13 protein-coding genes are annotated in these 12,623 nt (G+C 74.4%); 8 read left to right on the top strand and 5 right to left on the bottom strand.

The window, feature by feature from the left end; genetic code table 11:
* The first annotated feature begins 65 nt into the window (after positions 1-65).
* Entirely contained in the window at positions 66-2,399 is a 2,334-nt protein-coding gene (gene treS / locus CLV37_RS13785) for a maltose alpha-D-glucosyltransferase (RefSeq protein ID WP_425433619.1), read from the top strand.
* Here treS and CLV37_RS13780 read toward each other — a convergent pair.
* Entirely contained in the window at positions 2,377-3,411 is a 1,035-nt protein-coding gene (locus tag CLV37_RS13780; protein ID WP_106211421.1) for a LacI family DNA-binding transcriptional regulator, read from the bottom strand. The two genes, treS and CLV37_RS13780, sit on opposite strands and share 23 nt — an antisense overlap.
* Before the next feature lie 203 nt (positions 3,412-3,614).
* On the opposite strand from CLV37_RS13780, the gene CLV37_RS13775 reads away from it, so the two are divergent.
* A complete protein-coding gene (locus CLV37_RS13775; protein ID WP_106211237.1) occupies positions 3,615-4,070 on the top strand; it encodes a MarR family winged helix-turn-helix transcriptional regulator in 456 nt (151 codons plus the stop codon).
* Here CLV37_RS13775 and CLV37_RS13770 read toward each other — a convergent pair.
* A complete protein-coding gene (locus CLV37_RS13770) occupies positions 4,036-5,133 on the bottom strand; it encodes a saccharopine dehydrogenase NADP-binding domain-containing protein (protein ID WP_106211235.1) in 1,098 nt (365 codons plus the stop codon). The two genes, CLV37_RS13775 and CLV37_RS13770, sit on opposite strands and share 35 nt — an antisense overlap.
* A gap of 63 nt (positions 5,134-5,196) precedes the next feature.
* Between CLV37_RS13770 and CLV37_RS13765 the strand changes: the two genes are divergently transcribed.
* Complete coding sequence (locus tag CLV37_RS13765; RefSeq protein WP_106211233.1) at positions 5,197-5,757, top strand: TetR/AcrR family transcriptional regulator; 561 nt, start codon at positions 5,197-5,199, stop codon at positions 5,755-5,757.
* Here CLV37_RS13765 and CLV37_RS13760 read toward each other — a convergent pair.
* Together CLV37_RS13760 and CLV37_RS13755 are read right to left on the bottom strand one after the other, a co-directional pair.
* Positions 5,741-7,042, bottom strand: coding sequence for a glycoside hydrolase family 125 protein (locus tag CLV37_RS13760; RefSeq protein ID WP_106211230.1), 1,302 nt, complete (start codon positions 7,040-7,042; stop codon positions 5,741-5,743). The two genes, CLV37_RS13765 and CLV37_RS13760, sit on opposite strands and share 17 nt — an antisense overlap.
* A gap of 187 nt (positions 7,043-7,229) precedes the next feature.
* Entirely contained in the window at positions 7,230-7,625 is a 396-nt protein-coding gene (locus CLV37_RS13755) for a MerR family transcriptional regulator (protein ID WP_106211228.1), read from the bottom strand.
* 48 nt (positions 7,626-7,673) lie between these two features.
* Between CLV37_RS13755 and CLV37_RS13750 the strand changes: the two genes are divergently transcribed.
* The 5 genes from CLV37_RS13750 (at position 7,674) to CLV37_RS13730 (ending at position 11,680) form a co-directional block, all read left to right on the top strand.
* Entirely contained in the window at positions 7,674-8,117 is a 444-nt protein-coding gene (locus tag CLV37_RS13750; RefSeq protein ID WP_106211226.1) for a VOC family protein, read from the top strand.
* 10 nt (positions 8,118-8,127) lie between these two features.
* Positions 8,128-8,841 carry an SDR family oxidoreductase gene (locus tag CLV37_RS13745; RefSeq protein WP_106211224.1) on the top strand — a complete coding sequence of 238 codons (714 nt, stop codon included), beginning with the start codon at positions 8,128-8,130 and terminating at the stop codon, positions 8,839-8,841.
* Between the two features lie 84 nt (positions 8,842-8,925).
* Positions 8,926-9,822 (top strand): CPBP family intramembrane glutamic endopeptidase, encoded by an 897-nt coding sequence (locus tag CLV37_RS13740; protein ID WP_211298637.1) that lies wholly within the window; start codon positions 8,926-8,928, stop codon positions 9,820-9,822.
* A complete protein-coding gene (locus CLV37_RS13735; protein WP_106211220.1) occupies positions 9,822-11,018 on the top strand; it encodes a sensor histidine kinase in 1,197 nt (398 codons plus the stop codon). Before CLV37_RS13740 ends, CLV37_RS13735 begins: the two co-directional genes overlap by 1 nt.
* Positions 11,015-11,680 (top strand): response regulator, encoded by a 666-nt coding sequence (locus tag CLV37_RS13730; RefSeq protein WP_106211218.1) that lies wholly within the window; start codon positions 11,015-11,017, stop codon positions 11,678-11,680. The genes CLV37_RS13735 and CLV37_RS13730 overlap by 4 nt, the downstream gene beginning before the upstream one ends.
* Here the strand turns inward: CLV37_RS13730 and CLV37_RS13725 are convergent.
* Positions 11,664-12,620, bottom strand: coding sequence for an ROK family protein (locus CLV37_RS13725; protein WP_245885398.1), 957 nt, complete (start codon positions 12,618-12,620; stop codon positions 11,664-11,666). The genes CLV37_RS13730 and CLV37_RS13725 overlap by 17 nt on opposite strands.
* Between the last annotated feature and the right edge of the window lie 3 nt (positions 12,621-12,623).

The following is a 12,623-nucleotide window of genomic DNA, read 5'->3' as shown; positions in this document are numbered from 1 at the left end:
CTGTGAACGGCAGGACCGTAGCACGAGTGAGAATCGTTATCGGAAAACCTGTGCGCGATCTCCGGATGAGAAGCGGGCCGGACTGTGGTGGGGTGAGGTCCGTGGACGAGACCGACGTGACCGACGTGACCGCCGAGCTGGTCGAGCTGGTCGAGCACGAGCCGAGTGAGATCACCTACGACGAGCAGCGCTACCCGGCCAGGCCTCGATCCCTGCGCCGCCCCCGCCCGCAGGCGCGACTGCGCGGCACCGACGCGCCCCCGCGCCCGGCGGCCGGGGAGGGGGCCGCGGACGGGTCCAACCCCGAGTACGTCCGGTGGCTGCTGGCGCAGTCCATGCTCGCCGACGCCCAGAAGATCAGCCGGCAGTTCTCCGGCAAGTCGAGCATGTGGCAGAACCCCTACGCCAAGCCCGACCCCCGGCGCGCCGTCGACACCGCCGCCGTCTGGTTCACCGCGTACCCCATCTCGCTCGTCACCCGGCAGGGCCGCTCGTTCCTCGGCTCGCTCGGCGACCCCGAGCTGTGGCAGGCGTTCCAGCGCATCGGCATCGACGCCGTCCACACCGGCCCGGTCAAGTCCGCCGGCGGGCTCGACGGCTGGCGGCAGACCCCGAGCGTCGACGGCCACTTCGACCGCATCTCCACCGAGATCGACCCCATGTTCGGCACCGAGGGCGAGTTCCGGCACCTGTGCGAGGTCGCGGCCGAGCACGACGGCAGCGTCATCGACGACATCGTCCCCGGGCACACCGGCAAGGGGGCGGACTTCCGCCTCGCCGAGATGGCCTTCCAGGACTACCCCGGCATCTACCACATGGTCGAGATCCCCCCGGAGTGCTGGGAACTGCTGCCCGACGTCCCGCCCGGGCACGACGCGGCGAACCTCGACGCCGCGGCCGAGGCCGCCCTGTCCGAACGCGGTTTCATCATCGGCCAGCTCCAGCGCGTCATCTTCTACGCCCCCGGCATCAAGGAGACGAACTGGTCGGCCACCCGCGAGGTCGAGGGCGTCGACGGCGTCGTCCGGCGCTGGGTGTACCTGCACTACTTCAAGCAGGGGCAGCCGTCGGTGAACTGGCTCGACCCGTCCTTCGCCGGGATGAAACTCGTCATCGGCGACGCCCTGCACTCCCTCGGCGACCTGGGGACGAGCGCACTGCGCCTGGACGCCAACGGGTTCCTCGGCGTCGAGAAGACCGTCGAGGGTCCCGCGTGGTCCGAGGGGCACCCGCTGTCGGAGGCGGCGAACCACCTCATCGCAGGCATGGTGCGCAAGGTCGGCGGGTTCACCTTCCAGGAGCTGAACCTCACCATCGAGGACATCCGCGACACCTCCGAGGTCGGCGCGGACCTTTCCTACGACTTCATCACCCGGCCCGGGGTCCAGCACGCCGTCGCCACCGGGGACACCGAGTTCCTGCGGTTGTGCCTGCGGCAGGCGCTGGCGCTCGGCGTCGACCCGGCCTCGCTGGTCCATGCCCTGCAGAACCACGACGAGCTCACCTACGAACTCGTCCACTGGGCCACCCGGCACGCCGAGGACGAGTACGAGTTCCGCGGCTCGACCACCACCGGCGCAGCTCTCGCCGAGACCATCCGGGCCGACCTCGTCGAGCGCCTCACGGGGGACAACGGCCCCTACAACCTCGTCTTCACGACGAACGGGATCGCCTGCACGAGCGCGAGCGTCATTGCCGCCAGCCGCGGGCACCGCGTCCTGGACGACCTGACCCAGGAGGACGTCGAGCAGATCAAGCGCGCCCACCTGCTGATGGCGATGTTCAACGCCTGGCAGCCCGGCGTCTTCGCGCTCTCCGGCTGGGACCTGCTGGGGATGCTGCCGCTGCCGGTGGAGGCCGTGAAACCCCTGCTCAGCTCCGGCGACACCCGCTGGATCGAACGCGCCGCGCACGACCTCATGGGCGTCGCACCCGAGGCCACGATGTCGGCGTCCGGGATCCCGGTGGGACGGTCCCTGTACGGCAACGTGCCGCAGCAGCTCGAGGACGAGAACTCGTTCGCGAACAAGCTGCGGGAGGTCCTGCAGGTGCGCCGGGACAACCGCATCGCCACGGCCCGACAGATCGACATCCCGGCCGTCGCGCACCCGAGCATGCTGGTGATGGTGCACGAGCTCGACCCCGCCGCCCACGACGGCCGCGCCACCCTGCAGGTCACGGTGCTGAACTTCGGCGCCGAGACGATCGAGGGGTCGGTGCGCTCGGAGTTCTTCACCCCCCGGGTCCCCGTCGTCGACCTGTCGAACGGCGGGGAGATCGGCTGGGTCGACGACCTCAAGAGCTTCGGCGTGTGGCTCGCGCCCTACGCCGGGATGTCGTTGCTGCTGAAGGCGAACGAGCCCGAGGACGAGGACGTCAGGCGCCCGGAGGCACGTTGAACGGCGTGAGGATCTGGATCGGGGAGGCCGTGCCGGGCAGCTCGGAACGGGTGTAGGGGGCCTGCAGCAGCATCCGGCACGCCTGCCGGCAGTCGCTGCGCAGGTCGTGGTGCAGCACGACGGACAGGTCGCCGTGCCGCAGCAGGTCGGCGTTCTCCCCGTCCAGGTCGTGCGCGACGAACGCGACGGGGCGGGTGCCGGCCCGTTCGAAGGCCCGGACCACGGCCGCGTTGCCGCCGGCCCCCGCGCACATCGAGTACACCGCCCGCAGCGTCGGCCGCCCGGCGAGGGCGGCCACGACGGCCTCCTCCAGGACCGCGGGGTCCTGGTCGTCGTCGACGACGCCGAGCACCGGGCGCACCGACCCTTCCAACTGGGCCAGCGCCGCCTCGAAACCCTTGCGGCGGCTGCGTTCGGAGTCCTGCGGCTGACGGCTGCCCACGACCAGGACGGTCTCGGCGGGGTCGGGGACCCACTGCGTCAGCAGGTACGCCGCGGTGGCGCCGGCCCCGCGGTTGTCGGCGCCCACGTACCCGCGCCGGCGGCTGCCCGGCAGGTCGCTGGCCAGGGTGACGACGGGGACCTGCGCGTCGGCCAGCCGCTGGACCGCGGCCCGCACCTCGGGCAGGTCGGGGGACTGCAGCACCACGCCGTTGGACCCGGTGCGCAGCACCCGGTCCAGCTCGGCGGCCACCCAGGCGCCGCCGGCGCCGGAGGACGTGTGGAACCGGGCGCGGACCGTCGCGGGGTGCAGCGCCGGCAGCTCGACCTCCAGCGCCGCGCGGACGGCGTCGGCGAACCGGCGGGGCGCGGCCATCACCACGTCGAACATCACCGTCCGGCCGCTGAGCCGCACCTGCGACTGCTGGCGTTCGAGGTCCTCGACGGCCCGGCGCACCTGTTCCACGGTGGCGGCCCGGACCCCGGGCCGTTCGTGCAGCACCCGGTCGACCGTCGCCTCCGACAACCCCGCCTGCACCGCGATGTCGCGGACGCTGAACTTGCGGCGCACGCTCACCCCGCCACCACCGGCAGCGGGTCGGCCGGGTCCCACCGGTCCAGGTCGTCGATCTCCACCACGCCCCGAATCTAAGCGGTGCCCGGGGCGGCCCCGGGCCCGGCGCGGTGGACGGCGCGGTGGACGGCGCGGTGGACGGCGCGCTCGCCGACGATGGCGCGCTAACGGTTAATGCGTTAACCGGTAACCTGGCGTCCATGACGACCACGGAGACGACCGACCCGCTCGCCCTGGAGCGTCAGGTCTGCTTCGCGCTCGTCGTGGCCGCCCGCACGGTCCTGTCGGTCTACCGGCCCGTCCTGGAGCCCCTCGGCCTCACCCACCCGCAGTACCTCGTGATGCTCGCGCTGTGGGGGCGCGAGCCGATGTCCGTCAAGGAGCTCAGCGAGGCGCTGCAGCTCGACCCGCCCACCCTGTCCCCGCTGCTCAAGCGCCTCGAGGCGAACGGCCTGCTCGAGCGCAAGCGCCTGCCCGAGGACCAGCGCAGCCTCGCCGTCACGCTCACCGACGCGGGGTGGGCGTTGCGCGAGCGGGCGCTGGAGGTCCCCGGGCAGATCGTGACCCGGCTCGGCATGGACCTCGCCGAGCTCGAACGGCTGCGGGACGGGCTGTCCCACGTCATCGACGCGGCGGTGCGGGCTCAGCAGGACTGAGCCTCGCCCCCGCCTCCTCGGCCACGTCCGGGCCGCAGGCGCCCGCCGGGGTGTGGACCCCGGGGTCCGTGCGACCGTCGGCGACCCGGCGGGTGACGGCGAGCAGGACCTCGCCGGTGAACTCCATCGCGTCGCCGGCCCGCAGCCAGCCCTCGCGCCGGGACCCGTCGGGCCAGACGACCACGGCGCGACCCCACGAGTGCGGGCGGGGCCGGGCCGCGGCCTGCGTCCTGGTCCGCGCGAGCCGGGAGACCGCCGCCCGGCGCAGGGCGGGGATCGACAGCGCGCGACCGGCGAGCGGCAGCAGGGCCCGCACGACCCGTTGCGCCGGAACGAGTCCGGAGGTGGCTACGACGTCCGGTGCCCCGCTGGCCAGGTGCGCCGCGAGCAGTTCGGCCGACGGCGCCGAGGCGGACGCGACGGTCGTGCCGTCGGGCAGGGTGAACCGTTCGGCGCGGGCCGCCAGCCGGGTGCGGACGAGCTCGCCGCCGCGGAACTCCCGTCCGCCCGTCGTGAGGACGTCGACGACGCTGGCGGCGAAGGCCTCACCGGTCTCGCCGTCCTGCGTGGCGGAGGACCCCAGGGCGTCGACCTGGACGGACGCGGGCGTGGGCAGTCCCCGGGTCAGCCGCACGACGAGCGCCTCGGTGGCGAGCACGCCGAAACCCGCGCCCGTCACGAGGGTGCTGCCCGCCGCCCGGGCGTCGGCGTCGAGGGTGCGCAGCTCCTCCAGCACCCGGAGGTCGTTGGCGAGGTCCACGTAGTGCCCGCCGGGCAGCGTCGCCCGGGCCAGCGGGACCGTCGAGCCCCGGTAGTCGCCGGCCAGGTTCACGAGGACGAGCGGCCGCCCGTGGCGCACGGCCTCGGCCGCGGCGGCCAGGTCGGGGTGCACCGCGGTCCGCACGGGGCGGGGCAGGTCCGCGCTCGCGCGCTCCAGGCGGCCGGCGTCGCGGCCGAGCAGGGTGATCTCGTGGTCGGTGGTCTCCAGCAGGCGGCGGGTGAGGGCCCGGCCGGTGCGGCCGGTGGCGCCGGCGATCCAGATGCCCGTGCGGGGGAGGGGCACGACGTTCTCCGTCCAGGTGGCAGCACCTTGATGGCACTGAGTGTCGTCACGGTACCCTGGGCCGTGCCACGTTGGGAACCGGGCAGCGCGGACCGCCTGCGGGTCGCGGCCCTGGAGCTGTTCGCCGAGCACGGCTACGACGCCGTGACGGTGAACGCCATCACCGACCGCGCCGGCCTGGGGCGGCGCACGTTCTTCCGCCACTTCAAGGACAAGCGCGAGGTCCTGTTCGCCGGTTCCGAACGCCTGCCCGTCGCGCTCGAGGAACGCGTCGCGGCCGCCGACGCTGCGGTCCCGGCGCCCGAGGCCGTCCTCGCGGCGCTGGCCGAGGTGGGCGAGGAACTGCTGCGCGTCACGACGCACCAGGCCGTCCGCGCCGCGGTCATCGCCGGCAGCGAGGAACTGCGCGAACGCGAGCGCACCAAGGCCGCGGAGATCACCGACGCCCTCGCCCGCGCCCTGGGCGGGCGGGGGGTCCCGCCCGCCGACGCCCGCCTGCTGGCCGGTGTGTCGGCCGCGGTGTTCGACTCCGCCCTGCAGCGCGCGGTGAGCGGCGGGACGGGGTTCACCGCGGCCCTGCGGGAGGCGGCCGCGGTGCTGGCCGGGTTCAGTCGAGGTCGGTGACCCGCTCGCCGAGCAGCGACAGCGCGAGTTCGCAGAACGTGGAGTCCGCCCACGAGAACCACTCCCGCGTCCAGCACGACGGGTCGTCGACGTCGAAGCCCTCGTGGACGTGCAGCGTGCCGTCGTCGGTGTCGGCGACGAGCCGCAGCGTCCGGACGGCCTCGTCCTCGTCGCCCGACGTCAGGGCCTGCACGCACAGGGCGATGGGCCACACGTAGCGGTCGGGGGTGTGCGGGCTGCCGATGCCGGTCGCCGCCTTCCCGCGGTGGAACCACGGGTTGGTCTCCGACAGCACCAGCCGGCGGGTCGCGACGTACAGCGGGTCGTCCGCGGCGCAGGCCCCCAGCAGCGGCAGGGACAGCAGGCTCGGCACGTTCGCGTCGTCGGCCAGCAGGACGCCGCCGAGGCCGTCGACCTCGTAGGCCCAGACCCGGCCGTGCTCGGGGTGGTCCACGACGCCGTGGGCGGCGACGGCCGCGCGCAGTTCCGCGGCCAGCGACCCGGCGTCGGCGGCCAGTCCCGCGTCGTCGAACAGGTCGCGGGCGAAGGTGGCGACGTGGTCCAGGGCGCGGGCGGCGAACAGGTTCGCCGGGACGTTGTAGCCGTACTCGCACGCGTCGTCGCTGGGCCGGAAACCCGACCACGTCATGCCGGTGCGGGCCACGGGCGTGCCGAGGCCGTCGCGGTCGAGGGTCTCGCTGCGCAGGTCGGTGGGCCGCACGAAGCGGTAGGGGGAGCGTTCCTCGTGGTCCTGCTCCAGGCGCCACAGGTCCACGACCCGGCGCATCGCCGGGTGCGCGTCGGGACCGAGCAGCCCGGGCAGCTCCGCGTCGCGGTCGATCGCGCGCCGCAGCCGGTGGGCCAGCAGCACCGGGAACGCCAGGGAGTCGACCTCGTACTTGCGCTCCCACAGCCACGGGTCGTCGCTGTTGTCGCCCGGTTCGTGGCAGCGGCCCGTGGGGCCGTCGTTGAACGCGTTCGCGTAGGCGTCGTGCCGGATCGAGGCGAACTGGGTGCGCAGGACGCCCGCGACGACGCCCGTGAGCGCGGGGGCGCGCTCGAGCAGCAGCAGGTACGTCTGCCACTGCGCCGTGGAGTCGCGCAGCCACATCGCGGGGATGTCGCCCGTGACGACGAACACCGACCCGTCGGGGCGGACCGTGGGGGTGCGTTCGACCGTCTCCCGCAGGGCGCGCGCGAAGATCGCCCCCACCCGGTCACCGGCCCGCCGGGTCACCTGTTCCGTGAGGTCGTCCACCAGCGTCGTCGGCAGCAGCTCGTCCATCCGGCACACTGTAGGGGCATCCTGGGAACGATCTCAGGACAATCGCGGAACGCGGCGGACCGGAGCGCTCGCGCGTCGTCCAGCCGACTCCCGCGCCGCCGTGGCCTCCCGCGGTCGGGGTCCGCCCGGCACCGCCGACCCGGGCGTGGACGGGAGTTCCGCCGCGCCGGGGAACCCGGTCGGCCCCTCACCCGGCGGCGACCCGCGCCTCCAGCGCGCACTGCTCCGGTGCCCGGCCCGCCGCCGCCTGCGCGGCGATCTCCCGCAGGTCCGCCAACCGGTCCCGGGCGGCGGTGAGCTCGTCGATCCGGGCCTGCAGTCGGGCGTGCTCGTCGTCGAGGTGCCCGCGCATCCGTGGGGTCGCGACGCCCGTGTCGAGGAACGGCAGGATCTGCACGACGGTCCGGCTGGGCAACCCCGCGGAGAACAGCAGCTGGACGAACCTGACCCGCGGGACGTCGGACTCGGCGTACTCGCGGTGCCCACCGCTCGTCCGGTCCGCCGGGACGAGCCCCTGCTGCTCGTAGTACCGCAGCGACCGGACGCTGACCCCGGCCCGCCGTGCGAGCTCACCGATGCGCACCTGCGCAGCCTAACGATGAGTTCTCGCCCGCGGTCGGGTCCACCGGGCATGACTGCGACCAGCACGCCCCAGCGCCCGTTCTTCGTGACCGTCCCCGTCGTGGACGTCCAGAGGAGCAAGGCCTTCTTCACCCGTCTCGGCTTCCCCTTCGACCCGGCGATGGACGGCGACGGTTCCGCCTGCCTGAGCGTCGGGGACGGCACCCACGTCATGATCCTCAGCCGGGAGCGCTTCGCCGAGTTCTCCCACGTGCCGGTGGGTGATCCCCGGACCCACGCCCTGGCCCTGTTCTCCTTCAGCGTCGCCACCCGCGAGGAGGTCGACTCCGTCGCCGCGCAGGCCGTGGCCGCGGGTGGTCGCGAGGCGGACGGGCTCGAGGACCTCGGGTTCATGGTGACGCGCAGCTTCTTCGACCTCGACGGCCACGGCTGGCAGGTCGTGTGGATGAACCCGTCGTCCCGACTTGAACCTGACACGAGTGTCAGGTCCTAGCGTCCCCGGCATGCAGATCAACGGAGCCACCGCCCTCGTCACCGGCACCAACCGCGGCATCGGCCGTCACCTCGCCGCCCAGCTCGTCGAGCGCGGCGCGACGGTGTGGGCCACCGCCCGCCGTCCCGAGCTCATCGACCTCGACGGCGTGCGGACCCTCGCGCTCGACATCACCGACCCCGCGTCCGTCGCGCACGCCGCCGCGGTGGCGACCGACGTGGACCTCCTCGTCAACAACGCCGGCATCGCCACGGGCGCCACGCTGCTGGGCGAGGACCTGGGCGCGGCCCACGCCGAGATGGACACCAACCTCTGGGGGACGCTGGCCGTCGTGCGCGCGTTCGCCCCCGTGCTGGCCCGCAACGGCGGCGGGACGGTCGTGAACGTCGCCTCCAGCGCCTCGTGGCTGGCCGTTCCCGGGGCGACCGCCTACGCCGTGACCAAGGCCGCGGTGTGGAACCTGAGCAACGCGCTGCGGCACGAGCTCGCCGCCCAGGGAACCTCGGTCGTCTCGGTCCACCTCGGTGTCGCCGACACCGACATGGGCGCGGGTTTCGCGTTCGACAAGACCGACCCGGCCGACGTGGCCCGCGCGACCCTCGACGGGGTCGAGCGCGACGCCTACGAGGTCATCGCCGACGAGCAGACCGTCCTGGTGAAGAAGATGCTCGCCGGGGACCCGGAGGAGTTGTACGCCCTCATCGCCCAGCTGCTCGCCGCCTGACGGCTTGCACCCTTCGATGCAAGCGGAGGAGTTCCTCCGCCCGCACGGCGCGACGGGAGGGGCCTGCTCCCTAGCGTCGTGGACGTGACTCAACTCATCGAGAAGGAAGCACCGCGAGGCGCCGCCCGGGCCCTCGTGATCCGCCACCCGCTCGTCGCGTTCTTCGTGTTCGCCCTCGGGGCGAGCTGGCTGGCCTGGACGCCGTACGTGCTGTCCGACAACGGCCTGGGGCTGTGGCACGTCCGCTTCCCCGAGCTGCTCGGCACGGCGCAGTTCTCCGGGATCCTGCCCGGTGCCCTCCTGGGACCGCTCGGGGGTGGTTTCCTCGTCACCGCCCTCGCCGACGGGCGGCCGGGGTTGCGCCGGTGGGTGGGACGGCTGTGGCGCTGGCGCGTCCCGGGCCGGTGGTACGCCCTGGCCCTGCTGGGGGTCCCGGCGTTCGTCGTGGCCTCCGGTCTGCCGTTCTCCGGCGGCCTCGTCCACGCCCCCTCGGCGCTGGTCCTGGCCGCCCTCGTGCCGGGTCTGGTCGTGCAGGTGTTCACGACGGGCCTGGCCGAGGAACCCGGCTGGCGCGACTTCGCCCTGCCCCGCCTGCAGGCGCGCTTCGGTCCCGCCGGTGCCGTCGCGGTCCTCGGGCCGCTGTGGGCCCTGTGGCACCTGCCGCTGTTCCTCACCGACTGGGGCGGCTGGCCCGACGTGACGTGGACGCAGGTGGCGTGGTTCGCCGGTTTCGCCGCGACGTTCAACGTCGTCATCGCCTGGGTCTTCAACCGGACGGGCGAGAGCCTGCCCGTGGCGACCCTCGTGCACGTCGGCGTGAACAACACCGTGTCGGTGCTGTGGACCGACATGTACCCGCAGATCCCCGCCGACCGCCTGATGGTGGGGCTGTGCGTCGTGTCGGCCGTCGCCGCCACCGCGCTGCTCGTCGTGACCCGCGGCCGCCTGGGGTACCGCGGCCCGGACCGTACACTGCGCTGATGGTCGCCCGCGGGGTTCGTCCCGCCCGCCGTGACGTCCTCGTCGCGGCGGGCACCGCGGCCGTGACCCTCTCCCTCCTGCTGCTCGTGCCGTTCCTCCTGGCGGGCGAGGAACCCGCTGCGGCCCGGACGGTGCCGCCGGTCCTGTCCGGGCGGTGGTCGCTCCTGGCGGTCCTGTTCCTCGTGCAGGCCGCGGCCCTGCTGGCGGTGCGCCCCGCGCCCCGCGCCACGGTCCTCGCCGTGGCGGTGCTGGCTGCCGCCACGACCGCCCTGGGCCCGCAGAGCCTGCACGGCCTGGGCGGCCCGGCCGTCGTCGTCGCCGTGGCGGTCGCGGTCACCCGCTCCTCGTCCTCCTCCTCGTCCCGCGCGGTGTGGCGGGACTGGCCGGTGCTCGTCCTGGCCGTCCTCGCGATCGCCGGCGGCGAACTCGCCGCCGGCACGCCCGCGCCCGCGGCGCTCGTGCAGGGCGTGGCGCTCGTGGGCCTGCCGGCGCTCGGCGGGCTCGTCGTCCGTTCCCGCCGCGACGTCCACCGGGCCGTGCTGGGCGAACGGGACGCGCTCGTGGCCGCGGCCGTGTCCCGGGAGCGCACGGCGATGGCCCGCGAACTGCACGACATCGCCGCGCACCACCTGTCCGGCATCGCCCTCATGGCCGCCGTGGTGGACCGGCAGATCGACACCGACCCCGCCCGCGCGCACGAGGGGGCCCGGCAGATCCGGGCCCAGAGCACGAGCGTCCTCGACGACCTGCGGCGCCTCGTGGGGTTGCTGCGCGAGGACGTGGAGGCCGAGCGGTCCGTGGAATCCGTCGCGACCATCGCCGACCTCGTCGCCCGCAGCCCCCGCCCGGTGGCCCTGCGCACGCAGCGGCGGGAGGGTTTCGACCTCGCGCACGGGGTCGGTCCGCTCGCGCAGCTCGCCGTGCACCGGGCCGTGCAGGAGGCGTTGTCGAACGCCGCGCTGCACGCCCCCGGGGCCGACTGCTGCGTGGAGGTCGACGACCGCGACCCGGCCCGGCTCGTCGTGCGGGTCCGCAACGGCGCCCCGGCGGTCCGCCCCGAGCGGTCCTCGGGGGGTTTCGGGTTGCGCGGCATGCAGGAACGCGCCGACCTCGTCGGCGCCTCGTTGCGGTACGGGCCCACGCCGGACGGTGGGTGGCAGGTCGAACTCGGCCTCGAACGGCAGGAGCTCACGTGATCAGGGTCCTCGTCGCGGACGACCAGCCCCTCGTGCGGGCCGGCATCTCCGCGCTGCTGGAGGCCGAACCGGACATCACCGTCGTCGGGGTCGCCGTCGACGGCGGGCAGGCGCTGGACCTGGCGCGCCAGACCGCGCCCGACGTCGCGTGCCTCGACATCCGGATGCCCGTGCGCGACGGGATCGACGTCGCCCGGCAGTTGTGCGGACCCGACGCCGACCCCGCGGTCCCCGTCCTGGTGCTGACGACGTTCGACCTCGACGACTACGTGTTCGGCGCCCTGGAGGCCGGGGCGTCGGGTTTCCTGCTCAAGGACGCCGACCCGGACACCATCGTGGAAGCGGTCCGGCAGGTCGCGGCCGGCGGCGGGACCATCGACCAGGCCCTGACCCGGCGCGTGCTGCGCGAGTTCGTCTCCCGCCGCCGCCTGCAGCCGGTCCGGGTCACCGACGGCGGCGATCTCCTGACCGCCCGCGAGCGCGACGTCCTCGCGCTGCTCGCCCAGGGGATGTCGAACGAGGAGATCGCCGCCGAACTCGTCGTCGAGGTCTCGACCGTGAAGTCGCACCTGGCCCGGATGCTGCCCAAGCTCGGGGTGCGGTCGCGGTTGCAGGCCGTGGTGTGGGCCTACCAGAACCGCATCGTCACCGTCCCGGAGTGAACGCCCCGGGGTGGGTTCGGGCCGCCGTCGCGGCGGCCCCGATCGCCGCCACGGGCCGGTCGGTCGGCAGCAGGGCCAACCGCTCGTCGAGGGCCAGGCCCGTCAGGAACGCCGATCCCCGCGCCTGCCGGCGCAGTGCCTGGGACACGCTGCGGTGCAGCGGTTCGCCGACACCGGCGACGCCGCCGGCCAGGACGATCACCGACGGGTCGCACGTCAGGCCGAGGGTGCGGACGGCGAGGGCGACCCCCGCCAACCACCGCTCGAGCACCGCCCCGGCGCGGGGGTCGCCCGCGTCCGCGGCGGCGAAGAGGTGGTCGGCCGAGCGTCCCTCGTCCCCGTGCGGCCAGTCGCGCTGCAGGGCCGACCCCGCCGCGAGGGTCTCCAGGCAGCCGCGCTGCCCGCAGTTGCAGACGTGCCCGCGCGGGTCGAGGGCCAGGTGGCCGATCTCGCCGGCCGCCGACCCCGCCCCCCGCAGGAGCTCGCCGTTCACGACGAGCCCGGCGGCCAGGCCCGTCCCGAGGGAGAGCAGGGCGAGGTCGCCGGGGGGCGCCAGCAGCGTGTACGCCCCCCAGGTCGTGGCCTTGACGTCGTTCTCGACCACGACGGGGACCCCGCCGACCGCCGTGCTCAGCAGGTCGGCCAGGTCCACCGGGTCCGGGCCCAGACCCAGGTTCACGGCGTTGCGGACGGTCCCGTCGACGGGGTCCACCAGGCCCGGGATCCCGATGCCGATCCCGTCGAGGTGGACCGGGCCGCCCAGCCCGCCGACGAGACCGGTGACGACCGCGGAGGCGGTGGAGACCACGTCGAGGACCCCGGTGGGGGTGGGGCGCCGGTCGGTGGCCAGCACCTCGCCCCCCGCGCCCAGGGCCACGGCGTCGATCTTCGTGCCGCCGATGTCCAGACCGATGCGCACGGTCCGGGTGGACGTCAGCACGGC

It is taken from the genome of Kineococcus rhizosphaerae, from assembly GCF_003002055.1.
Classification (GTDB): Bacteria; Actinomycetota; Actinomycetes; order Actinomycetales; family Kineococcaceae; genus Kineococcus; species Kineococcus rhizosphaerae.
This window is presented reverse-complemented; position numbering and strand designations above follow the sequence as displayed.

Excerpts from the sequence above, each read along its gene's own strand:
- CLV37_RS13750 (WP_106211226.1), top strand. The coding sequence starts at position 7,674 with ATGACTGCGACCAGCACGCCCCAGCGCCCGTTCTTCGTGACCGTCCCC.
- treS (WP_425433619.1), top strand. The coding sequence starts at position 66 with ATGAGAAGCGGGCCGGACTGTGGTGGGGTGAGGTCCGTGGACGAGACC.
- CLV37_RS13775 (WP_106211237.1), top strand. The coding sequence starts at position 3,615 with ATGACGACCACGGAGACGACCGACCCGCTCGCCCTGGAGCGTCAGGTC.
- CLV37_RS13760 (WP_106211230.1), bottom strand. The coding sequence starts at position 7,042 with ATGGACGAGCTGCTGCCGACGACGCTGGTGGACGACCTCACGGAACAG.
- CLV37_RS13735 (WP_106211220.1), top strand. The coding sequence starts at position 9,822 with ATGGTCGCCCGCGGGGTTCGTCCCGCCCGCCGTGACGTCCTCGTCGCG.
- CLV37_RS13745 (WP_106211224.1), top strand. The coding sequence starts at position 8,128 with ATGCAGATCAACGGAGCCACCGCCCTCGTCACCGGCACCAACCGCGGC.